Origin of the sequence: Pseudochelatococcus sp. (assembly GCF_050946405.1) — a bacterium.
GTDB lineage: Bacteria > Pseudomonadota > Alphaproteobacteria > Rhizobiales > Beijerinckiaceae > Pseudochelatococcus.
The window spans coordinates 271,594-294,125 of the sequence record NZ_JBMNUS010000001.1 but is presented as its reverse complement, the minus strand read 5'-3'; the positions used below and the strand labels follow the sequence as shown (position 1 = coordinate 294,125).

Here is a 22,532-nt window from a genome sequence, read left to right as displayed (position 1 = left end):
TGAAGGAGACAGACCTTGAGCAGACGGACACTGACAGATGAGCAATGGAGCCGGATCGAGAAGCATCTTCCCGGTCGTGTTGGAACGCCTGGGCGTAGTGGGGTGGATAACCGACTGTTTGTCGATGCGATTCTTTGGATGGCAGGCAATGCGGCTCATTGGCGTGACTTGCCGGAGGTGTTCGGCAAATGGACTGCTGTTCATGCACGCTTCCGACGCTGGTCGCATGCAGGTGTATGGGAGAGGCTTTTCCATACGCTGGCCGATACGCCAGACTTTGAGTATGTGCTGATCGACAGCACGATCTCGAAGGTCCATGCTGATGCGACGGGTGCAAAAGGGGGGCTGAAGCTGCCGCCATCGGTCGTTCGCGCGGCGGCCTGACGACCAAGTTGCACGCCGTAGTCGATGCGATCGGCTTGCCGTTGAGAATCCATCCGACACCGGGACAATACGGGGATTGCCCACAGGCTGAGGCGCTTCTGCGCGGTTTGAAGGGCGTCGGCCATGTCATCGCCGACGCCGCTTATGATGCCAATCCGCTACGCGCCTTCATTGCCCAGGAGCTCGGTGCGACAGCGCAGATCAAGGCCAACCCTACACGCACCACGAGCCCAAAAATCGACTGGAGGCTCTACAAAGAGCGTCATCAGATCGAATGCTTCTTCAATAAGCTCAAACGCTTCCGAAGGATCGCCCTGCGCTGTGAGAAAACCCTCACAGCCTTTATGGGCTTCGTGCACCTCGCATGTGCCATGATCTGGATACGATGAATGCAGACAACGCCTAGCGGTCGATCAGGATCACCCGGTTGCCCTCGATGGCGATCGCGAGCCTGCCGTGCTTGAGCTTGAGCGCCTGTTCGCCGAACAGCGCGCGCCGCCAGCCTTGCAGCGCCGGCACATCGGCGTCGTCGTCCGTGGCGATGGCCTCCAGATCGTCGACGGTGGCGAGGATCTTGGGCGCGACGCGTGCCGTCTCGGCGACGCTTTTCAGCAGCACTTTCATCATTTCCAGCACGGCGCCGCCCCCGTTGCGCCCGCGCGGGCGCTCCTGCGGCGGCAGCGATGCGGGATCGCGGGCAAGGCCCCGCTCGACCGCCGCGAGAATGTCCGCCGCCGCGCGCGAGCGCTCGAAGCCGTTGGGGATGGAGCGCAGGCGCCCCAGCGCTTCAGCCGAGCGGGGCGCGTGGACGGCGATGTCGATCAGCCCGTCATCCTTCATGACGCGCGAGCGCGGCACGTCGCGGGTGCGCGCCTCGTTTTCCCGCCAGGCGGCGATCTCCATCAGCACCGCGAGTTCGCGCGGCTTGCGCACGCGCCCGCGCAGGCGCTGCCAGGCGTCTTCGGGCTTCAGCTCATAGGTCGCGGGCGAGGTGAGGATGCCGATTTCCTCGTCCAGCCAGGCGGAACGCCCTGTTTTCGCGAGGTCGGCGGAGAGCGCGGTATAGATGGTGCGCAGATGGGTGACGTCGGATTCAGCGTAGAGCAACTGCTGGTTGTCGAGCGGGCGCTGCGACCAGTCCGTGAAACGGGACGACTTGTCGATGCGCTGGTGGGCAAGGTCGTTCGTCAGCTGCTCGTAGGACACCGAATCGCCATAGCCGCAGACCATGGCCGCGACCTGCGTGTCGAACAGCGGCGTGGGGATGACGGTGCCGCGCTGCCAGATGATCTCGACATCCTGCCGCGCCGAATGGAACACCTTGATCACCGCCTCGTCCGTCATCAGCGAGAAGAAGGGGGCGAGATCGATGTCGGGCGCGAGCGGGTCGATGAGCAAGGCTTCGTCCGGGCTCGCCATCTGGATGAGGCACAGCTTCGCGAAAAAGGTCGTCTCCCGCAGGAACTCGGTGTCCACGGTGACGAAGGGGTGCCGGGCAAGGCGGGCGCAGGCCGCCGCCAGCGTTTCTGTTGTCGCGATCAGATTCATAATGCATCTGCTATAGCGAAGCGACGGGCGCTTGTCGCGGGGGGCGGGGCGATTTGCGCGTCATTCCGGCGTCTTTTTCCGAGCGAAGCTTGACAAGCGGGGTCCATCGTGGACTTCTCCGCCGGATCGGGCGCGTCGACCGGGCGTTCGCCTTTTTCCGTCATCTTACCGTGGCTTGTTCCGTCATGCATCGCTATCGTTCCCACACCTGCGGCGCCCTGCGCGAAGCCGATATCGGCGCCGAGGTTCGTCTGTCCGGCTGGTGCCACCGCATCCGCGACCACGGCGGCGTGCTGTTCATCGACCTGCGCGACCATTACGGCCTGACGCAATGCGTCGCCGATTCCGATTCGCCGGCTTTCGATGCCGTCTCGCAGGTGCGCTCGGAATGGGTGGTGAGGATCGACGGCAAGGTGCGCCGCCGCCCGGAGGGCACGCAGAACGACGATCTAGCCACGGGCCAGGTGGAAATCTACATCACCGCCCTCGAGGTGCTGGGCACGGCGGCCGAACTGCCGCTTCAGGTGTTCGGCGATCAGGTTTATCCCGAGGAAACGCGGCTCAAGTACCGCTTCCTCGATCTGCGCCGCGAGAAACTGCACCGCAACATCGTTCGCCGCGGGCAGGTGATCGATTCGCTTCGCCGGCGCATGCGCGAACAGGACTTCTTCGAGTTCCAGACGCCGATCCTGACGGCTTCCTCACCCGAAGGCGCGCGCGACTTCCTCGTGCCGAGCCGCCTGCATCCGGGCAAGTTCTATGCGTTGCCGCAGGCGCCGCAACAGTTCAAGCAGCTCACGATGATCGCGGGCTTCGATCGCTATTTCCAGGTCGCGCCCTGTTTTCGCGATGAGGACGCGCGCGCCGATCGCTCTCCCGGCGAGTTCTACCAGCTCGATATCGAGATGAGCTTCGTCACGCAGGAAGACGTGTTCCAGGCGGTCGAGCCGGTGCTGCGCGGCGTGTTCGAGGAGTTTTCGGAAGGAAAGCCGGTCACGCAGGTGTTCCCGCGCATTCCCTACAAGGAATCCATGCTGAAATACGGCTCCGACAAGCCGGACCTGCGCAACCCGCTGGTCATCGCCGACGTGTCGGATGAATTCATGGCGGAAGGCGTCACCTTCAAGGCGTTCCGGGGCGTCATCGAGGCGGGCGGCGTGGTGCGCGCCATTCCGGCGACGGGGGCGGCGAGCCAGCCGCGTTCCTTCTTCGACAGGTTGAACGACTGGGCGCGCGGCGAAGGTGCGCCGGGCCTGGGCTATGTCGTGTTCGAGGAGGAAGGCGGAAAGCTTGCAGGCAAGGGGCCGATCGCCAAGTTCATCCCGGCCGAGGTGCAGGCTGCCATCGCCGCAAAGGCCGGCGTGGGCGCGGGCGACGCCGTGTTCTTCGCGGCCGGCGAGGAAGCGAAGGCGGCCAAGCTCGCGGGCGCGGCGCGCATCCGCATCGGCGACGAACTCGGCCTTTCCGCGAAAGACCGCTTCGACCTGTGCTGGATCACCGATTTTCCGATGTACGAATGGAACGAGGACGAGAAGCGCATCGACTTCTCGCACAACCCGTTCTCCATGCCCAACTTCGACCACGACGCCTTTCTGGCGCTCGATCCGGCGGACGAGGCGACCATCCTCGGCATCACGGCCTTCCAGTACGATATCGTCTGCAACGGCATCGAGCTGTCGTCGGGCGCGATCCGTAACCACCGGCCGGACGTCATGCGCAAGGCGTTCGCCGTCGCCGGCTACGGCGACGACGTGCTGGAGGCGAAGTTCGGCGGCATGCTGCGCGCGCTGAGCTACGGCGCCCCGCCGCACGGCGGCATCGCGCCGGGCATCGACCGCATCGTCATGCTGCTGTGCGACGAGCCCAACATTCGCGAGGTGGTGCTGTTCCCGATGAACCAGCGCGCCGAGGACATCATGATGGGCGCGCCTTCCGAGGTGACGGCGAAGCAGTTGCGCGAACTGCACATCCGCCTGAACCTGCCCGAAAAGCCTGCCTGATGGACGCGGGTGACGCCCGGTTGGAGGCTGTCGTCGTCAGCTTCAACAGCGCGCAAGTGCTGCCCTCCTGCCTCGATGCGCTGCGGCGCGAGGGCGCGAGGCCGATCGTGGTGGACAACGCGAGCGGCGACGATTCCGTCGCCGTGGCGCAGGCGCATGGCGCGCGGGTGATCCGCAACGCGCGCAACGAGGGCTACGGACGCGCGAACAACATCGGCATCCGCGCCGCTGACGGCGACTACGCGCTCGTCATCAATCCCGATGCGGTGCTCGATCCCGGCGCGCTGGCCGGGCTGCTCGCCGCGGCGGAGAGATATCCCGATGCCGCCCTGCTCGCGCCGCGCATCGTCGAGAACGACGGGCGCTTCTTCTTCCAGTTCCGTTCGCTGCTGTCTTCCTTTCTCGCCAACCCGTCCGGCGCGCGCCGTTTTCCCGAGGGCGATTGCTGCGCGCCGTTTCTGTCGGGCGCGGCGCTGCTGGTGCGCCGCGACGTCTTTCTGGCGATCGGCGGTTTCGACGAGAATATCTTTCTGTTCTACGAAGATGACGACCTGTGCCGCCGCCTCGCGGACGCCGGCCGCTCGCTCGTCCATGTGCATGGGGCGACGGCGCGGCACCGGCGCGGCGCATCGAGCGCGCCCGATCTTGCCCGCGCGTTCAACGTGCGCTGGCATCTGGCGTGGTCGCGCGCCTATGTCAGCCGCAAATACGGACTGCCCGATCCGGCGCCCGGCGCGGCGCTCGTGAACGGGCTCAAGGCGCTGGGATCGCTGCTCATTCTCGACCGCGCGCGCGCCGCCCGCTACGGCGGTTCGGCCGCCGGCGCATGGGCGTGGCTGCGCGGGCGGGATGCATTGTCGCGGCAAGGGCTTGAGAAGAAAGGGCCCGCAGAAGAAGGGCTCGCGGGGGCGGCTGGCTCATGAGCCTGCGCGGGCAAACGATAGCGGCGGCGATGGCGCGCGGCGGCGACAACTTCAGCCTGCTGCGGCACCTGCTGGCGTTGGCCGTCATCGTTTCTCACGCCTTCAGCGTCGGCACCGGCATCGGCGCGGACGAGCCGTTGCATGCCGCGACGGGTTTTTCGCTGGGCGAGCATGCGGTCAACGGCTTCTTCGCCATCTCGGGCTTTCTCGTCGCCATGAGCTTCGTGCGGCGCGGGCCGCTCGACTACACCGTTGCCCGTGCCCTGCGCATTGCGCCCGCGCTGGTCGCGGCCGTGCTGGCCTGCGCCTTCCTGCTTGGGCCGGCGATGACCGTCCTGTCGCTGAGCGATTATTTTCGCGATCCCGCGCTGTGGCGTTTCGTGCAGGCCACGCTGACCACGCTGAAGAGCACCGCGCCCCTGCCGGGCGTGTTCACGGAAAACCCGTTCCGCTTTCCGCTCGGCACGGTCTGGACGCTGAAATACGAGGTGATCTGCTACGTGCTCGTGCTGCTGCTCGGTGTGCTCGGGGCGTTGCGGCATCGGCTTGCGGTGGCGTTGTTCGTGGGCGCGCTGTTCGCCGCCTGTCTCGGTGTCGACGTGCTCGTGCCGGAAGCGGGCAAGGGCACGCAAACCACCATCCGGCTGCTGTTGATTTTCCTGACCGGCAGCGCGCTTTTTCTGTACCGCGACAGGATCGTGCTCAACCTGCCGCTGGTGGCGATGCTTGCGCTGAGTGCATGGCTCGCGGCCGGTACGCCGTTCTACCATGCGCTCCTGTTCATGGCGCAGGCCTACGGCGTGCTGTGGCTGGCGCTCGGTCTCCCTCCCTTGCTGCGAGCGCCGCCGCGGGCCGATCTGTCCTACGGCCTTTACCTTTACGGCTGGCCGGTGCAGCAGGCGTTGTTCGCGTTGTTTCCCGCTGTCGGCGGCCTAGCGTTGCTGGCGCCGGCCATCGCGATATCGGCGCTGGTGGCGGCCGCGTCGTGGTATGCGGCGGAGCAACCGGCGCTGGCGCTCAAGGGGCGGCTCATGCGGGCGGCAAGCCGCCGTCCGCCCGCAGCCGCCTGACGGCGGCGACGAGTTCCCCGGCCCGTTCGCCTTGCAGCAGCGGCAGCAGGGAGGCGATGGCCGCATCCGGCAGATCCCACCATGCGGTTTCCAGCAGGCCCGCGACGGTATCGTCGTCGAAGCGGCGGCGGACGGGACGCGCGGGCACGCCGGCGGCAAGCGTGTAGGGCGCCACGTCGCGCGTCACCACCGCCCGCGCCGCGATCGCCGCGCCATGGCCGATGGTCACGCCCGGCATGATCATGGCGCCCGAGCCGATCCACACGTCCGAGCCGATGACGACATCGCCGCCGCCGCCGCGGTAGTCCGGCAACGCGCCGCTTCCGGGCCAGCGGTCGGGAAAGGCGGAGAACGGGTAGGTCGTCGTCCAGTGCAGGTGATGGCCGCCGCCGAGCAGGATCTCCACCTTGTCGGCGATGGAGCAGAACCGCCCGATGACGAGCCTGTGCCCCTGATCGGCGAAGCGCACCTTGGGGTGGCCATAGGTGTGCGCGCCGATGGAAAAGCCGAAACGACGGCAGGCGCGCGCCAGAAACACGCGCGTTTCGTTGTGCGGATTGCGCCAGCGCTTCAGGCGCCTGAAAAATGACATCAGCTATGTCCTGAATGCAATCCGGTAGCCGGAGAGAGCGTTGACGAAGTGGCGTCGACACGCGACAACGGACGGCACGATAACGGAATCACGCCATTCGTCACGAACAGGGGGCAGAGCAGCAATGACCGGCAACATCTCGCAGGATCTCAAATCGGGAGCCCTCTTCTATCACCGCAATCCCCGGCCGGGGAAGCTCGAGATCAAGCCGACGAAGCCGCTCGGCAACCAGCGCGACCTGGCGCTGGCCTATTCGCCCGGCGTCGCCGTCGCCTGCGAGGCCATCGTCGAGGATCCCGCCGAGGCCGACAGCCTCACCACCCGCCAGAATCTGGTCGCGGTGGTGTCGAACGGCACGGCGGTGCTCGGCCTTGGCAACATCGGCCCGCTGGCCTCGAAGCCGGTGATGGAGGGCAAGGCCGTTCTGTTCAAGAAGTTCGCCGGCATCGACGTGTTCGACATTGAGGTGGCGGAGAACGACGTCGAGCGCCTCGTGGATGTCGTGGCCGCGCTGGAGCCGACCTTCGGCGGCATCAACCTTGAGGATATCAAGGCGCCCGAGTGCTTCGAGGTCGAGGAGCGGCTGAAGCTGCGGATGAATATTCCGGTGTTCCATGACGATCAGCATGGCACCGCCATCATCGTCGCCGCCGCCGTCACCAATGCATTGCAGTTGTCGGGCAAGAAGATCGACAAGGTCAGGATCGTCGCCTCCGGCGCGGGTGCCGCCGCGCTCGCCTGCCTCAACCTGCTGGTTTCGCTCGGCGCCAGACGTGAGAACATCTGGGTGACGGACATCGAGGGCGTCGTCTACGAGGGGCGCACCGTATTGATGGATCGCTGGAAGGCGATCTACGCCCAGAAGACGGACAAGCGCACGCTCGGCGAGGTGATCGAGGGCGCGGACATCTTCCTCGGTCTGTCGGCGGCAAATGTGCTGAAGCCCGAAATGGTGAAGAAGATGGGCGATCATCCGCTCATCCTCGCGTTGGCCAATCCTTATCCCGAGATTTTGCCGGAGGTCGCGCGCGAAGCGCGCTCCGACGCCATGATCTGCACCGGGCGCTCCGACTATCCGAACCAGGTCAACAACGTCCTGTGTTTTCCGTATATTTTCCGCGGGGCGCTCGACGTCGCCGCCTCCACCATCAATGAGGCGATGAAGGTCGCCGCCGTCAAGGCGATCGCCGAGCTGGCGCGCGAGGCGCCGTCCGAGGTGGTGGCCCGCGCCTATGGCGGCGAGACGCCCAATTTCGGCCCCGAGTCGCTCATCCCCAACCCGTTCGATCCGCGCCTGATCCTGCGCATCGCCCCCGCCGTCGCGAAGGCGGCGATGGAGTCCGGCGTCGCGCGCAAGCCCATCGTCGATTTCGATGCCTATGCCGATTCGCTGAACGGCTTCGTGTTCCGGTCCGGCTTCATCATGAAGCCGGTGTTCAGCCAGGCGCGCTCGGAGCCCAGGCGCGTCATTTACGCCGAAGGCGAGGACGAACGCGTGCTGCGGGCCGCGCAGGCAGTGGTGGAGGACGGCATCGCCCGCCCCATCCTGATCGGCCGCCCCGCCGTGGTCGAGACCCGTCTCAGCCGTTTCGGGCTGTCGCTGGTGGCCGGCCGGGATTTCGATCTCATCAACCCTGAAGACGATCCGCGTTACCGCGAGTACGTCGCCACCTATCTGGAGGCGGCAGGCCGCAAGGGCATCACGCCGGATGCCGCGCGCACGCTGATGCGTACCAACCCCACGGTCATCGCGGCCGTTACCCTGCTGCGCGGCGATGCGGATGCGATGATCTGCGGCGTCGAAGGCCGCTTCGATTCGCATTTGCGCCATATCCGCAACATCATCGGCCTCGCGCCGGGCGTCGATGATTTCGCCGCGATGAGCCTCGTCATCACCTCGAAGGGACATTACTTCCTGGCCGATACGCATATTCGTCCCGATCCGACGGCGCACGAGATCGCGGAGATGGCCGTTTCATGCGCCGTGCACGTGCGCCGGTTCGGTATCGAGCCGCGTATCGCGCTGTTGTCGCATTCCAATTTCGGCTCCGCGGATACGGCTTCGGCCCGCAAGATGCGCGCGGCGCTGGCATTGCTGCGCGAGCGGGCGCCCGAGATCGAGGCGGACGGCGAGATGCAGGCGGATGCCGCGCTGTCGCAGATCGTGCGGGATCGCGTGCTGCCGTCCTCGCATCTCAAGGGGGCGGCCAACGTGCTGATCCTGCCGACGCTGGACGCCGCGAACATCGCCTTCCAGTTCGCGCGCGTGCTGGCGGATGCGCTGCCTGTCGGCCCGATTCTGCTTGGATCGGCGCTGCCCGCCCACATTCTCACGCCGTCGGTCACGGCGCGCGGCATCGTCAACATGACGGCGGTGGCGGTTGTCGAGGCTCAGGCCCAGAGCGAGGCGGTCACTGCCGAAGCCTGATCGCAAGTTGCGGTAACATATGGAACTGAGAGCGGGATGGCGATTCAACCTGATCGCATCCCGCTTTAGATCTCCATCCAAGAACGGGCCGGAAGCATGACTTCCGGCCCGTTCTTGGATCTTTATTCCGACCCGGCCGCGAAAAGCCGGGCGGCGGATACTTTATTCGTTCGCCGTTATGACGTCGAAACGTTCGAGAACGGCGCCGGGTCCCATCGTCGCAGGATCGATCGTCTCGATACCGACGCCGGCGGGGTCCTTGGCCGTGGCCTTCAACACGAGCTTGCGCGGCGACGTGGCGAAGCGGGATACGGCGGCGGCGATCTTTTTCGCCGCAGCCGAGTCGCCGATGATGGCCGGGAGACCGATGAGGGCAAGCGCGGCGAACTGTTGCCGGACGTCGTCCGCGCTGACGCCCCCCGCGCCGGCTTGCAGTTTCACGATCCGCTCGAAAACGCCCTTGTTCTCGAGCGTGAGGGAGAAACTATGCAGGGCGGAGCCCGAAAGGGCCTGTAACGCCTTGTCGGGATCGCCCGAGAAGAACTCGCCATCGACGCGGCCAAGGCGCGCCTGCAAGGCAAGGGCGCCGATTTCCTCCCCGGAAAGCGACAGGGTTTCGAGCGAGAGCTCTTTCGTATCCGCCGTCCAGCGGCCGAGCAGCGCCGCGGAGAGCGTAACCTCGTCATATCCCAGCTCGCGCAATTGCCGGATGCCGTCTTCGTCGCTCTGGGGCAGGGAGGCCCGCAGCCCCGTGAGAACGGTGTCGAACTGCGCATCGCCGCCGCCCGTTCCCAGATCCGTCGCGGTGGCGAAGGATGCGATCGAGAACCTGATCCGCTCGGGCGCGCCCGCATCGGCGGAACCGCCGGCCGCCTGCCCCGCATTTGCGTCCTGATCGACTTCCGTGTCGTCGTCGATGGCGAGATCGACGGCGACATTCTCGATTCTGAAGCGGCCGCCGCTCGGCGCGATGCGCGCGTCGGCAAGGACGGCCTCGGGATCCTCGGACGTCGACCGGGCGGCTTCCGCCAGCGCGCTCACCGCGGACCGGAACGACAGATTTTCAAGCGAGGCTGCCGCCACGGAGACCGTGCCGTCGCCGCTCTCGAACGCGATCCCGTCAAGCCCGATCTCCAGCACCTGGTCGGCGAATCGGGTCTTGAGCGTGGCGATGCGCAGCGCATATCCGTCATCCTGCGTTCCGGTGTCGGTGGACGAGACAACCAGACCGGAGGCGGTCGTCGTGCCGAGATCGATGCCGGACAGGATGCCGGCCACACCCGCCAGCAGCTTCCGCTTCTCGTCGGCGGACAGGGTCTCGATATCGCTGCCCTTGTTCGCGAGTTGGAAGATATCCGCTATCGGAACGCTGCCCGGCCGCACGGACATGCCGTCGCCGGCGATGCTGTCGATCGCGAGCGAGAAGCCGCCTTCGCCGCCGTCCGGCGCACCGGTAAGGCGGTAATCCGCGATCGAGAAAACGCCATGCAGAAGGTGGGCCGGCTCCGCGTCGCCCGCCGGTTTGCCGTCGCCGCTGAAAAGCCGCGCGATCAGCGTCGTGTCGATTTTTTCCACCGACACCGCGCCCGTGGTGCCGGCGAAGGCCGCCGCATCGCCCGCGCTCTCGTCCGGCTTGAAGGTGATCGTGCTGCGTCCCGACCGGGCCGAGCCGATGACGCCGTTCACGATGTCACGCAGCTCGACATCGAAATAGGTGGTGATCTGCCGTGCGCCGCCCCCGTTCTGCGTGACGCTCAACTGCGGAATCACGATGGAGGTTGCGGAAAGCGCCCCAAGCCGCTCCGCCCAGGAGGCGCCCGCCCGAGAACCCGCCGCCGGCAGGTCGAACAATCCGCGCAGCGCCGCTTCCGGCAGATTCGATCCCGTGACGGTGGCGGCGGGGATCGCCACTTCCAGTCCTTCAGCCGCGATTGCGATGGATTTGAGCTCGACGTCCGAAGCCGCATGAGCGGCGGACGGAACCAGAAGGGAAAACAGCGACGGCCCCTCCGCCTCGCCGCCATAGGGCGATGCCCCGAGGATGAAAACGCCGGTCAGTGCCGCGATAACGCCAGACGCGTAAGACATACGATCTCCCAAATCCTGCCCTTGCGTTTCGTCGAACCGCGAAAAGGCGCCTCGTCTTCCCCGTATCGCCTTCCGCCGAAAATGCCGCTGGCCTTTCCGGCCAAGGAGGGGCAGGATCGACGGAAACGAGCGGAACATAACACGTACTTCCGCCCGATGTCAATTTCCTCCATCGCAATGCGCGCGGGAGCCTCATGTAATGACCGGAAAATGGGCATGTCATGACGATATATATTATAATTAATAATATATTATGCCGCTTGATTATTTTATTTTTTATTTCACCGTGGTGCCGGTGATTGATCAGAGTTGTTTGTTGGTGAATTTTTCTCGCGGTTTCGGAGGTTAATACACCGGAGTTTCGGGTGCCCGTCGGTGCGGCCACTGCGTTTTGCCGGCTTTGGATGGCGGCTGTTCCGCGCGGCGTTTCGGATGTGCGGATCGTTCGTGTAAAGTAACGGCCGAATCAAGCAATGGAGATTGCGACATGAGTGACGCCGCTTCGCAGAGCCCGCAGCAGGAGGTGCCGGCCCTGACGTTCTTTGCCGAAGTCGGCGAGGGCGATCAGGTGCTGCTGAAGGCCCGTTCGCCTCATGGCGAAACGGCCTTGCCGCTGACCGGCGCGCAGGCCGCCCATCTCGGGCGCGCGCTGCTCACGGCTTCCGTCGCCACCCATGCCGGCCTTTCCCGTCCGCCGTCCGGCACGGCTGTCGAGGATTGCCAGTTTCCGGTGTTGCGCTGGATCGCGGCGCGGTCGAACCGCAACAACCAGCCGATCGTCACCGTCGTGCTGCCCGGCGGCATCAGCCTGACGCTGCAACTGGACGATCAATCGACGGCGAAATGCGGCGAGGCGCTGGTGAAGCTGACCGTCCCCGCCGGCGGAGAGCCTTCTCCGGTCATCTGACGGGTCCTCCCGCGCCGTGCGCGTTCCAGGGCGTGGGCTGCCGGCCATAACGCGATAGGCGCGGACGGCGGCGGCTGCTACAACGCCGCCCGGAAAGATTCGATGCACGAAGCGGGGATGGCGGAATGACTGACAGCCTGACGATTCGCCAGCCGGACGACTGGCATGTCCATTTGCGGGATGGCGACATGCTCGCGGCGGTGCTGCCCGCCACGGCGGCCCATTTCGGCCGGGCCATCATCATGCCCAATCTGGTGCCGCCCGTCGTCACGAGCGCGCAGGCGCGCGCCTATCGCGACCGGATCGTGGCGGCCCTGCCGCCCGGCAGCGCCTTCGCGCCGCTGATGACGCTCTACCTGTCCGACGACACGCAGGCCGACGACGTCGTCGCCGGGCATGCCGAGGGAACGGTCGCGGCCGTGAAGCTCTATCCGCAGCATGCGACGACCAATTCCAGCTTCGGCATCAGCGACGTCGCGCGCATCCATCCGGTGCTGGAGCGCATGGAAAAGGCCGGCGTGCCGCTGCTGGTGCATGGCGAGGTCACGGACGGCGCCGTGGATATCTTCGACCGCGAGGCCGTGTTTCTGGAGCGGGTGCTCGATCCGCTGGTGCGCCGGTTTCCCGGCCTCACCGTGACGCTGGAGCACGTTACGACGCAGGAAGGTGTCGATTACGTGACAGGCGCGCGCGAGGGCGTCGGCGCCACGGTGACGCCGCATCATCTCATGTTCAACCGCAACGCCATTTTCCAGGGCGGCATACGCCCGCATTATTACTGCCTGCCCATCGCCAAGCGCGAGCATCATCGCCTTGCGCTGCGCCGGGCGGTCACTTCGGGCAATCCGCGCTTCTTCCTCGGCACCGACACCGCGCCCCATACGCGCGCCGCCAAGGAGGCCGCGTGCGGCTGCGCCGGCCTGTTCGTCGCGCCCGTCGCGCTCGCGACCTATGCCCAGGTGTTCGACGAGGAAAACGCGCTGGCGCATTTCGAGGCTTTCGCAAGCCTCAACGGCCCGCGCCACTACGGCCTGCCGGTCAACGAGCGGCGGATCACGCTTCGCCGCGCCCCCCGCTTCGTGGCGGAAGATATCGATGTCGCCGGCGGCGAGAGGGTTCATGTCTATCGCGGCGGCGAAAGCGTGGGCTGGACGGTCATTGACGGTCTCTGACGGTCTCCAGGGCGCTGCCCGCCGGCGAGGATGACCGGCAAGAATGAAAAGGGTGCTTGCAATGCACCCTGTTTGGCAACAAAACCGTTTGACGGGTGCGGCGCGAAAGGCCGCCTGCCCGGATGCGGTAGCGGCGCCGCGCGCGGAGAGCGCGGAAGGCGCGCGTGAACGATAAATGAGGAAACGGATGAAGATACGCCGTCTGCTTGTGGCCAATCGGTCGGAAATTGCCATTCGGGTTTTCAGGGCGGCGGCGGAGCTGGGCATCGAGACGGTCGCCGTCTATGCCGAGGAAGACAAGCTTTCCCTGCATCGTTTCAAGGCGGACGAGGCCTATCAGGTCGGCAAGGCCCAGGACGATCGTCGGCAACTCGGCCCGCTGGAGGCGTATCTGTCCATCGACGAGGTGATTCGCGTCGCGCGTGAGGCGAAGGTCGACGCCATTCATCCCGGTTACGGCTTCCTGTCGGAAAGCCCCGAGTTTGCGGATGCTTGCGCGGCGAACGGCATCCTCTTCATCGGTCCGCGCCCCGAGACCATGCGCACGCTCGGCAACAAGGTGTCGGCGCGCAATCTCGCCATTTCCGTCGGCGTGCCGGTGATGCCGGCCTCCGATCCGCTGCCCGACGATCCGCAGGCGGTGGAGGCCATCGCGGCGGAAATCGGCTATCCCGTCATGCTCAAGGCGAGCTGGGGCGGCGGCGGGCGCGGCATGCGCCCTATCGAAGGTTCCGAGGGGCTTGCCGGCGTGGTGGCGACGGCGCGCCGGGAGGCGAAGGCCGCCTTCGGCAAGGATGAGGTGTATTTCGAGAAGCTGGTGCGTCGCGCCCGGCATGTCGAGGTGCAGTTGCTCGGCGACACGCACGGCGGGCTGGTGCATCTCTTCGAGCGCGACTGCACCATCCAGCGCCGCCATCAGAAGGTGGTGGAGCGCGCGCCCGCGCCCTATCTCGACGACAAGACGCGCACCGCGCTGTGCGAGGCGGCGCTGCGCATCGGCCGGGCGACGGGCTATGTCGGCGCCGGCACGGTCGAGTTCCTCATGGACGCCGATACGGGGGCGTTCTACTTCATCGAGGTCAATCCGCGCATCCAGGTCGAGCACACCGTCACCGAAACCGTGACCGGGCTCGACATCGTGAAGGCGCAGATCCGCATCGCGGAAGGCGGCCACGTCGGCGATGTCGCCGAGACCGGCATTCCGCCCCAGGCGGAGATCCGTCTCAACGGCCATGCGCTCCAGTGCCGCATCACCACGGAAAACCCGGAAAACAACTTCATTCCCGATTACGGGCGCATCACGGCCTATCGCGGCGCTTTCGGTTTCGGTATCCGTGTCGACGGCGGCACGGCCTATTCGGGCGCGGTGGTCACGCGCTTTTACGACCCCATGCTGGAAAAGGTCACGGCCTGGGCGCCGTCGCCGGACGAGGCGGTCGCGCGCATGGTGCGCGCCCTGCGCGAATACCGCATCCGCGGCGTCGCCACGAACCTGAGCTTCCTCGAGGCGCTGCTCGATCATCCGCGCTTTCTCTCGGGCGACTACACCACGCGGTTCATCGACGAGACGCCGGAGCTGTTCACCTTCGCCCGCAAGCGCGACCGGGCGACCAAGCTGCTCGGCTATCTGGCCGATGTCACCGTCAACGGCCACCCCGAGACGCGCGGGCGCGCCCGGCCGCCGGCGGAAGCGCGCAAGCCCGTGCCGCCCGCCTTCCGGCACGGTGCGCAGCCGGCGGCGCTGCCGGAGGGGTCGCGGCAGATATTCGACCGCCTCGGCGCCAGGGGCTTCGCCGACTGGATGAAGGCCGAAACGCGGGTGCTCGTCACGGACACCACCATGCGCGACGCGCACCAGTCGTTGCTGGCGACGCGCATGCGCACCTTCGACATCGTGTCGGCGGCGGATGCCTACACGCAGGGCCTGCCGGAGCTGTTCTCGCTCGAATGCTGGGGCGGCGCCACCTTCGACGTCGCCATGCGCTTCCTGTCGGAAGATCCGTGGGAGCGGCTCGCGCTGCTGCGCGAACGGGCGCCCAACATCCTGTTGCAGATGCTGCTGCGCGGGGCGAACGGCGTCGGTTACACGAACTATCCCGACAACGTGGTGCGATACTTCGTGCGGCAGGCGGCCGATGCGGGCATGGATGTCTTCCGCGTGTTCGACTGCCTGAACTGGGTCGAGAACATGCGCGTCGCCATCGACGCGGCCGGCGAGACCGGCCGGCTGGTCGAGGGGGCGCTCTGCTATACGGGCGATCTCGATGATCCGGCGCGGCCGAAGTATACGCTGAAGTATTATGTCGGCCTGGCGAAGGAACTGGAAGCCGCCGGCTGCCATATCCTCGGCATCAAGGACATGGCCGGCCTGCTCAGGCCCGCCGCCGCGGCGAAGCTCGTGAAGACGCTGAAGGAGGAAGTCGGCCTGCCGATCCATCTGCATACGCACGACACGTCGGGGATCTCGGCGGCGAGCGTGCTCGCGGCGGTCGCCGCCGGCGTGGATGCGGTGGATGCGGCCATGGACGCCATGTCCGGTCTCACCTCGCAGCCGTGCCTCGGCTCGCTGGTGGAGGCGCTGCACAACGACGCGCGCGCGACGGGGCTCGACTCCGACGCCATCCGCCGCATCAGCTTCTACTGGGAGGCGGTGCGGGCGCAATATGCCGCGTTCGAAAGCGACCTGCGGGCGGGGGCGTCGGAGGTCTACCTGCACGAGATGCCGGGCGGCCAGTTCACCAACCTCAAGGAGCAGGCGCGGGCGCTCGGGCTGGATACGCGCTGGCACGAGGTGGCGCGCGCCTATCGTGACGCCAACGATCTGTTCGGCGATATCGTCAAGGTCACGCCGTCCTCGAAGGTGGTCGGCGACATGGCGCTGATGATGGTGGCGCAGGAGCTGACGCCCGCCGACGTGCTCGATCCCGCGCGCGAGATCGCCTTTCCCGCTTCCGTCGTGGAAATGCTGCGCGGCGATCTCGGCCAGCCGCCCGGCGGCTGGCCGGAGGCGTTGCAGAAGAAGGTGCTGAAGGATGAGACGCCTTCGACCGTCCGTCCGGGCTCGCTCATCGCGCCGGCCGACCTGGCTGCCGAGCGGCAGGCGGTCGAGGGCAAGATCGACCGTCCGGTCAGTGACGCGGAGCTGGCGTCCTATCTGATGTATCCGAAGGTCTTCACCGAATTCGCGCTGACGAGCTGGAAGTACGGCCCGGTATCGGCGCTGCCCACGCCGAACTTCTTCTACGGCATGCAGGTCGGCGACGAGATTTCGGTCGAGATCGAGCAGGGAAAATCCCTCGTCGTCCAGCTTCAGGCCATCGGTGAGACCAGCGAGGACGGGCTGGTGCGCGTCTTCTTCGAGCTCAACGGCCAGCCGCGTATCGTCAAGGTTCCGAACCGCGCCGCGGTGGCGCAGTTGCCGGCCCGGCGCAAGGCGGAGGATGGGAACGACGCGCATGTCGCGGCGCCGATGCCGGGGCTGATCGCCACGCTCGCCGTTCAGGCCGGGCAGAGCGTGAAGGCCGGCGATGTGCTGGTCACGATCGAGGCCATGAAGATGGAAACGGCCCTGCGTGCGGCGCGGGACGGGCTGGTGCGCGAGGTGCTCGTGAGCGCAGGCAGCTCGGTGGATGCGAAAGACCTGCTGGTGGTGCTCGAATAGAGCATTATAGGCCCGTTTACTCGATTTTCTCGCATTAACGTTCTCGCGCGAGATCGAAAACAAGGGTATGATGCCCCGTCGCCGGTAAACTGCGATGGAGAGGGGCCAGCCACGCGAATGGTTCGTTCGGGGGCGCCTGTCCTGTTAACATTGACCACCTGTAGTTGGATCTTTCTGTATGAACCGATATGACGATTCCCGTGACGCGCGCCGGCGGGGCGCCCGTAGAGACGGTTTCGAGCCGCGCGATGGCGGGTATGGCCATTCGAGCCGTGACGACAGCGACACCGGTTACTATGCCCAGTCGACCGGCGGATTTGCGGGGCCTGCCATTGAAGCCACCGTAAAATGGTTCAATCCGAGCAAGGGCTTCGGCTTCGTGGCTGCGTCGGACGGCTCGGGCGACGCCTTCCTTTCGCTCCGCACCCTCGAGGCAGCCGGCCACAACGGCGCCGAGGCGGGCGCCCGTGCGATCGTTCGCCTGCGCGATGGCCCGAAGGGTCCCCAGGTGGCCGAGGTCATCGAGCTTGAGGACTTGCCGCCGCAGGCGCGCCCCGCCCGCCCGCCGCGCGCCGGCGGTTTCGGCGGCGGCTATCCCCCGCGCATCGAAGGTCCTTCCGAGGACATCAACGGCACCGTGAAGTGGTACAACCGCGACAAGGGTTTCGGCTTCGTCCAGCCCGACGACGGCGGCAGGGACGTTTTCGTTCATGCTTCCACGTTGCAGCGCGCGGGGCTGACGGATCTCGCGGAAGGCCAGCGGGTGCAGATGGGTGTCGTGGCGGGTGCCAAGGGTCGTGAGGCGGCGAATATCGCTCTTGGCTGAAGGTCGGGTCCGCGCCTGATTTTCTGTCCTACGGAAATGTCCGGCCCGCCGGTATCACGGGCCGGGAGCAGGTAGCGTTGCCCAAGCCTCCAGGGCCGCCGCCTCGAACAGATACGCATCGTTATGATTCGAAACAGCGATGCAGGTGGCATCTATTCTGGCAGCATGTCCGCCCGGACCTGCTGCTTTTTCTTTTTTCGCCCGGGAGGATCGCTTCAGGAGCATCCGATGTCCGGTTTGCGGGTGTCGATGTGCTTCCGATCCCGTCGATAAAGGAGATTTCGACATCAAACATCCAGGCGGAATTGTACAATAAAATGCAACATGTATGGAGCATTTTGGCGCAAATATGCGCCATGAAATATTTCCGATTATATTATATGCATATGGGCGTTTAATAACATTTTAATTATTTTTAATAAGATATTTTGGAATAATCTGTGCCGATTGTTTTTATAATATTATTTTGTATCGATGGGTCGCTGATTTGTACATCGGTATATATATGATTCCAATCGCGTAATCGCGTGGCGTTTTCGCAACACAGGTATCAAAACGCATCATAATCGTTCCATAATTATTGAATGAGCGATGTCGGTCGGTCATGGTCATCTTGTCGGGGGCAACCGGACAATCGGATGAGTCGCAACGAACCTGTCTATCGGCGGGGGGTGCGGAACAAGACTGGTTTTCGGAAGAAAAAGGCGCTTCATCTGCCGGTCTCTTGAAAAGGCGGCTTATAGGGGACGGCCTGCTCTCGTAAGGGTCTCGATATCTCTCTGGAGGTCACACAATGAAGCTCGTGAAGAGCCTTCTCCTCGGAACCGCCGCTGCTCTCACCGCGGTTGCCGGAGCTCAGGCTGCAGATCTTCCCGTCACGAAGGCTGCTCCCGTCGAATACGTCCGCGTCTGCTCCACGCACGGCGCCGGCTTCTTCTATGTTCCCGGCACGGATAGCTGCATCCAGCTCAGCGGTCGTGTCCGCGCCGACTACTACTACGCGCAGCCGCGTCAGTCGTTCAACTTCGGCGACACGAACGCCGCCGCCAAGTCCGGCCGTTACCAGGACACGATCGGCTGGCGCGCCCGCGCCCGTCTGAACGTCGACGTCCGCACGCCGACCGAATACGGCACGCTGCGCGCTTACTTGCGCTTCCAGATCGACAAGCGCTCGGGCGCTGACGGCACGGGCAACGGCGCGCTGGTCGACAAGGCCTACATCCAGTGGGCCGGCATCACCGCCGGTTACGCGACCTCGTTCTTCGACTTCTACGCTTCCGATCTGAACTGGGGCGCCATCGTCACCCCCGGCTCGGACTTGACCAACAATCTGTTGGCTTACACCGCCACGTTCGGCTCGGGCTTCTCGGCGACGATCTCGCTCGAAGACCGCAACAACCGCCAGGTCAACCCGTCGTTCTACGACGTGGCCGGCCAGCGCGTTCCCGATGTCGTCGCCAACATCCGCGTCGATCAGGACTGGGGCTCCGCCCAGCTCTCCGGTGCCCTGCACCAGCTCAACTCCGGCACCATCTACAGCCCGTGGGGCGGTGAATGGGGTTCGCGCGTCGACACGACCTACGGCTGGGCCGTTCAGGGTGGTGTGAAGCTCAAGGTTCCGCAGCTCGGCAAGGGCGACGTCCTGTGGCTGCAGGCCGCCTATGCTGACGGCGCGCTGAGCTACATCGGCCTTGGCAACAACGTCACGATCGGCCGCGTCGCCAACTCCGTGGCCGACGGTTACGTGTACAACGTCACCGACGCCAACGGCAACGTCGTCAACGCCGACCTGAAGACCGCTTCGGGCTGGAACCTGACGGCCGCCGGCGTCCACTACTGGACCCCGTCCATCCGTTCGACCCTCTGGGGCTCCTACACCGACGTCGAGTACAACACCGGCGTTGCGACCCAGACCTACGGCACCCGCAACCTGCGCGACTTCAGCGTGTGGCAGGTCGGTTCGGCCCTCATCTGGTCGCCGGTCAGCAAGTTCGACATCGGTGTCGAGGTTCTGTACGGCCGCGTCGAGCGTGACAGCTTCAGCTACTACAACACGGCTACGAAGCAGTTCGTCTTCGATCGCAGCCGCAACGAAGACCAGATCCAGACCCGCCTGCGTCTGCAGCGCGACTTCTGATCCGGCCTCTCCGTTCTATCGGGATCAGGACCCCGGCGCTCCGCGCCGGGGTTTTTCGTTCTGAGCGAATTGCGAACGTTCAAACGGAAGCGTTTGAACGTTCGCCGTTCTAAATTTTATATTCTGCCGTAACTTGCGTTCAATTCGATGGGTCGACTTGAACGCAAACCGCTCCATATCGCGCGCCGTTAACCGGACCTCAACCTTGAACCGCTTTTCTTGTCGACTGATCCGGCCGGGCGCGGTCGGTCATTCGCGAGCAGGCGGATGAGCAGTCCGGGTGAGTAGCCGATGTCGCAGCTATCAGGTGCCGTTTGCACCGCGCCAGTGATCTCCGCCTGCGCGGACGGGCGCGGGCGCGCCTTGCTGCGGCGCTTTCCGGCCGTGCTTGCCGTCGCGCTGATCGCCTGCGTCGCCGGCATATCGGCGTCCATGCTGATGCCGCCGCGTTTCACCGCCGGGGCCACGCTTCTGCTGGCCGAAGGGCGCGGCGCGGCCCGGGTCGGAGATACGCCGTCGGTCGCGGCGGCGATCATGGCTTCTCCCGATTTCGCGCGCGAGGTGGTGGCGCGCCTCGGCGCCGAGACGACCGGGCGGCTGCGTGGCGACGCGGCCCATGATGCGCTGGCCTTCGCCCGGCGGTGGCTGCCAGGAAGCGTGACGCGGAACGCGGCGGATTCGGAAGCGGATCGCGTGGCCGCATTTCTGCGTGCGTTCGCCGCCGATCCGGCGGACGAGGCGGGCCGTCTCGCCGTCACCGTTCGGGCCGACGAGGCGGAAGCCGCCGCGCGGGCGGCGAATGCGGCCGTGCGGGTTTACATCGAGCGGCGTCAGGCGGCGGTCGCGGAACGAGACAGCGGGCTGCATGCCGCCACCTTGCGTCTCGCCGCGGCACAGCAGGCGTTGCAGGCGGGTCTTGACGCCGCCACCGCGTTCCGGGCCGATCCGGCGGGAGATGAAACGGCGCGGCGGGCACGTGCCGCGGCCGGAGACCTCGACCTGCTGATCGCGGAACGCGCGGCGCTGACGTCGGAGCGCGCCGCCGTCACGCGTCGCCTCGCCTCCGTCGAGGTGATGAACGCTTCGGACGATCTGTTCCGTCTGCCCTCCGGGGGCGCGGACCTGCTCGGCCATCTCGTCGAGCAACGCCTGACGCTCCGGGCGGAACTCGCCGCCGAGCGCCGGATTCGCGCGGCGCGCCATTGGCGGGTGCGGTTGCTCGCTGCGCGTGCCGCCGATCTTGACGACCAGATCGTGCAGGCGCGGGGATCGGCGCTTGACCGGCTCGCGAGCGAGCGCGACCATTTCGATGCCCGGATCGGAGAGCTTGAAGCCGGCATTCGCCTGCGGCAGGCCATCATCGCCGCGGCCGACGACAACAGCCGCCGGCAGGAGGCGCTCGACCGAGAGGTGGAGCGCGCCCGCTTGCAACTGGCGCTCGACCGTGAAAAATTGCGGGACGAGACCGACCGCGTGCGGGAAGAGGCGCGCGCCGCCCGTGTGCTGACCATGGCGCAGGCGCCCGACACGCCGGACCGCGCGGCGCCTGTCGGTGTCGGCCTCGCCGCCGCGTTGCTGGCGGCGCTGTCGGCGGCGTCGCTGCTGGGCGCGCGTCCGCGCACCCCTGTTCGCTCGTCCGCGCCGCCGGGGAGCGGCGCTGTCTCTTCCGCGGCGGACGAGGTTCGGCCGGCGGAGCAGGCCGCCCGCCCGGATGTATCGCATCCGCCGGAGGCCGAAACCTCGCCCGGCGGGCCGCCTGTCGCCGCGTCGGCCCCGCCGGAAGTCTTGCCGGGCTCGCCCTTTGCCGCGGTGCGGGTGGCCGGTGGCGCGGGCGATGCGCTGGATGCGGTGCTGGCGCGCCTCGCCGTCGCGCCCCGCGCCGATCGGGGACGGCGCTTGCTGGTGCTCGCGGCGGGGGGCGCACCCGAAGCGGCGGCGAATGCGCTGGCCCGCAGGCTTGCGTTGCAGGAGCGGGTGATTCTGCTCGATCTCGTCGGTGCGGAAGAGCGGGAGGCCGGAAGGCCGGGCTTCGCCGATCTTGTCGAGGGGCGCGCGTCGTTCGCGGAAATCATCGCCCGCGATCCCGGCTCGCGGCTTCACCGGATGGAGCGCGGACAGGCCGCCGCCGCCGGATTGCCGGCAGGCGACGCGGCGGAACTGGCGCTTGCCGCGCTCGACCAGACCTATGACTGGATCGTGGCCGCCGCGCCGGCGGATGACACCGGCGATCTCGCGGACCGGCTCATCCGGCGCGCCGACGGCGTGGTGCTCGCGGCGCCGGGCGATGCCGTCGACATGGAGGTTTTCGCGGCCTACGAGGCGTTGCGCGAGCGGGGAATCGACAACATCGTGGTGGCGCTGACCGGCGGCTGAGCCCCGGCGCTTCCCTGATGGGGAGCGCGTTCCGCCTGCAAGGCGATGCCCGCTTCGCCGCAAAACGCTTTATGTCTCGTCCGCGCCGCGTTTTTCCATCCAGCGGATGAGCGGCAGGATGGGCAGGATCCAGCCCATGCCGAACACGATGTAAAAGAGGAGTTGCGCCACGCGCGGCCATTCCGGGACACGCGAATGGGCGAAGGCCATGATCAGCAGCGCATAGAAAATGCAGAATGCGATGATGGCGATCGTGCCGATGAATTTTCGCGTGCGCCGCCTCATGGGATCCCGTCTGCCGCTCGCCAAGTGAAAAACCGTTCGCCATGTGAAAAACCGTCGCATCCCGGTGCGTTGTGCCGCGCGGGCGGGCGGTCTATGTGTAGGGATCGATACCCGTAATCGTGTCAGCGTCAAGCCGGA

The 22,532-nt window shown here is 66.1% G+C and carries 15 protein-coding genes; 11 read left to right on the top strand and 4 right to left on the bottom strand.

Features of this window, described 5'->3' with window-relative positions:
• Positions 1-15 precede the first annotated feature (15 nt).
• A protein-coding gene (locus ACOYJQ_RS01220) for an IS5 family transposase (protein WP_433455730.1) occupies positions 16-773 on the top strand; the annotation gives its coding sequence in 2 pieces (ribosomal slippage) (positions 16-346 and positions 346-773; 759 coding nt in all).
• Positions 774-786: 13 nt separating this feature from the next.
• Here the strand turns inward: ACOYJQ_RS01220 and rnd are convergent.
• Positions 787-1,932 carry a ribonuclease D gene (gene rnd, locus ACOYJQ_RS01215; RefSeq protein WP_433455728.1) on the bottom strand — a complete coding sequence of 382 codons (1,146 nt, stop codon included), beginning with the start codon at positions 1,930-1,932 and terminating at the stop codon, positions 787-789.
• Between the two features lie 185 nt (positions 1,933-2,117).
• On the opposite strand from rnd, the gene aspS reads away from it, so the two are divergent.
• The 3 genes from aspS to ACOYJQ_RS01200 are packed head-to-tail and all read left to right on the top strand — an operon-like array spanning position 2,118 to position 5,925.
• Positions 2,118-3,932 carry an aspartate--tRNA ligase gene (gene aspS, locus ACOYJQ_RS01210; RefSeq protein ID WP_433455726.1) on the top strand — a complete coding sequence of 605 codons (1,815 nt, stop codon included), beginning with the start codon at positions 2,118-2,120 and terminating at the stop codon, positions 3,930-3,932.
• Positions 3,932-4,855 carry a glycosyltransferase family 2 protein gene (locus tag ACOYJQ_RS01205; protein ID WP_433455724.1) on the top strand — a complete coding sequence of 308 codons (924 nt, stop codon included), beginning with the start codon at positions 3,932-3,934 and terminating at the stop codon, positions 4,853-4,855. The genes aspS and ACOYJQ_RS01205 overlap by 1 nt, the downstream gene beginning before the upstream one ends.
• Positions 4,852-5,925 carry an acyltransferase family protein gene (locus tag ACOYJQ_RS01200; RefSeq protein WP_433455722.1) on the top strand — a complete coding sequence of 358 codons (1,074 nt, stop codon included), beginning with the start codon at positions 4,852-4,854 and terminating at the stop codon, positions 5,923-5,925. Before ACOYJQ_RS01205 ends, ACOYJQ_RS01200 begins: the two co-directional genes overlap by 4 nt.
• On the opposite strand, the gene ACOYJQ_RS01195 is transcribed toward ACOYJQ_RS01200, so the two are convergent.
• Positions 5,885-6,517: a CatB-related O-acetyltransferase gene (locus ACOYJQ_RS01195; protein ID WP_433455720.1), complete on the bottom strand. Its 633-nt coding sequence runs from the start codon at positions 6,515-6,517 to the stop codon at positions 5,885-5,887. The two genes, ACOYJQ_RS01200 and ACOYJQ_RS01195, sit on opposite strands and share 41 nt — an antisense overlap.
• A 124-nt stretch (positions 6,518-6,641) precedes the next feature.
• Between ACOYJQ_RS01195 and ACOYJQ_RS01190 the strand changes: the two genes are divergently transcribed.
• A complete protein-coding gene (locus ACOYJQ_RS01190; protein WP_433455718.1) occupies positions 6,642-8,945 on the top strand; it encodes an NADP-dependent malic enzyme in 2,304 nt (767 codons plus the stop codon).
• Positions 8,946-9,107: 162 nt separating this feature from the next.
• Here ACOYJQ_RS01190 and ACOYJQ_RS01185 read toward each other — a convergent pair whose 3' ends face one another.
• On the bottom strand, positions 9,108-11,033 hold the full coding sequence (locus ACOYJQ_RS01185; RefSeq protein WP_433455717.1) for a hypothetical protein: 1,926 nt from the start codon (positions 11,031-11,033) through the stop codon (positions 9,108-9,110).
• A 487-nt stretch (positions 11,034-11,520) separates the two neighbouring features.
• Between ACOYJQ_RS01185 and ACOYJQ_RS01180 the strand changes: the two genes are divergently transcribed.
• The 6 genes from ACOYJQ_RS01180 to ACOYJQ_RS01155 all read left to right on the top strand — a co-directional run bounded on the left by ACOYJQ_RS01180 (position 11,521) and on the right by ACOYJQ_RS01155 (position 22,109).
• The gene (locus tag ACOYJQ_RS01180) at positions 11,521-11,940 is read left to right on the top strand and encodes a hypothetical protein (protein ID WP_433455715.1); all 420 of its coding nucleotides are present in this window, start codon (positions 11,521-11,523) and stop codon (positions 11,938-11,940) included.
• A gap of 125 nt (positions 11,941-12,065) precedes the next feature.
• Entirely contained in the window at positions 12,066-13,112 is a 1,047-nt protein-coding gene (gene pyrC / locus ACOYJQ_RS01175) for a dihydroorotase (RefSeq protein WP_433455713.1), read from the top strand.
• Positions 13,113-13,299: 187 nt separating this feature from the next.
• Positions 13,300-16,773 carry a pyruvate carboxylase gene (gene pyc / locus ACOYJQ_RS01170; RefSeq protein WP_433455711.1) on the top strand — a complete coding sequence of 1,158 codons (3,474 nt, stop codon included), beginning with the start codon at positions 13,300-13,302 and terminating at the stop codon, positions 16,771-16,773.
• A 178-nt stretch (positions 16,774-16,951) separates the two neighbouring features.
• A complete protein-coding gene (locus ACOYJQ_RS01165) occupies positions 16,952-17,599 on the top strand; it encodes a cold-shock protein (RefSeq protein ID WP_433455709.1) in 648 nt (215 codons plus the stop codon).
• 793 nt (positions 17,600-18,392) lie between these two features.
• A complete protein-coding gene (locus tag ACOYJQ_RS01160) occupies positions 18,393-19,736 on the top strand; it encodes a porin (RefSeq protein ID WP_433455707.1) in 1,344 nt (447 codons plus the stop codon).
• A gap of 291 nt (positions 19,737-20,027) precedes the next feature.
• Positions 20,028-22,109: a hypothetical protein gene (locus ACOYJQ_RS01155; RefSeq protein WP_433455705.1), complete on the top strand. Its 2,082-nt coding sequence runs from the start codon at positions 20,028-20,030 to the stop codon at positions 22,107-22,109.
• 69 nt (positions 22,110-22,178) lie between these two features.
• Here the strand turns inward: ACOYJQ_RS01155 and ACOYJQ_RS01150 are convergent, their stop codons facing one another.
• Entirely contained in the window at positions 22,179-22,394 is a 216-nt protein-coding gene (locus ACOYJQ_RS01150; RefSeq protein ID WP_433455703.1) for a DUF2842 domain-containing protein, read from the bottom strand.
• Positions 22,395-22,532 lie beyond the last annotated feature (138 nt).

Bases quoted from the DNA above. Each gene is read 5' to 3' on its own strand.
- ACOYJQ_RS01150 (WP_433455703.1), bottom strand. From the start codon at position 22,394: ATGAGGCGGCGCACGCGAAAATTCATCGGCACGATCGCCATCATCGCA.
- aspS (WP_433455726.1), top strand. From the start codon at position 2,118: ATGCATCGCTATCGTTCCCACACCTGCGGCGCCCTGCGCGAAGCCGAT.
- rnd (WP_433455728.1), bottom strand. From the start codon at position 1,932: ATGAATCTGATCGCGACAACAGAAACGCTGGCGGCGGCCTGCGCCCGC.
- pyrC (WP_433455713.1), top strand. From the start codon at position 12,066: ATGACTGACAGCCTGACGATTCGCCAGCCGGACGACTGGCATGTCCAT.
- ACOYJQ_RS01185 (WP_433455717.1), bottom strand. From the start codon at position 11,033: ATGTCTTACGCGTCTGGCGTTATCGCGGCACTGACCGGCGTTTTCATC.
- ACOYJQ_RS01160 (WP_433455707.1), top strand. From the start codon at position 18,393: ATGAAGCTCGTGAAGAGCCTTCTCCTCGGAACCGCCGCTGCTCTCACC.
- ACOYJQ_RS01155 (WP_433455705.1), top strand. From the start codon at position 20,028: ATGTCGCAGCTATCAGGTGCCGTTTGCACCGCGCCAGTGATCTCCGCC.
- pyc (WP_433455711.1), top strand. From the start codon at position 13,300: ATGAAGATACGCCGTCTGCTTGTGGCCAATCGGTCGGAAATTGCCATT.
- ACOYJQ_RS01200 (WP_433455722.1), top strand. From the start codon at position 4,852: ATGAGCCTGCGCGGGCAAACGATAGCGGCGGCGATGGCGCGCGGCGGC.
- ACOYJQ_RS01180 (WP_433455715.1), top strand. From the start codon at position 11,521: ATGAGTGACGCCGCTTCGCAGAGCCCGCAGCAGGAGGTGCCGGCCCTG.
- ACOYJQ_RS01165 (WP_433455709.1), top strand. From the start codon at position 16,952: ATGAACCGATATGACGATTCCCGTGACGCGCGCCGGCGGGGCGCCCGT.
- ACOYJQ_RS01190 (WP_433455718.1), top strand. From the start codon at position 6,642: ATGACCGGCAACATCTCGCAGGATCTCAAATCGGGAGCCCTCTTCTAT.
- ACOYJQ_RS01195 (WP_433455720.1), bottom strand. From the start codon at position 6,517: ATGTCATTTTTCAGGCGCCTGAAGCGCTGGCGCAATCCGCACAACGAA.
- ACOYJQ_RS01205 (WP_433455724.1), top strand. From the start codon at position 3,932: ATGGACGCGGGTGACGCCCGGTTGGAGGCTGTCGTCGTCAGCTTCAAC.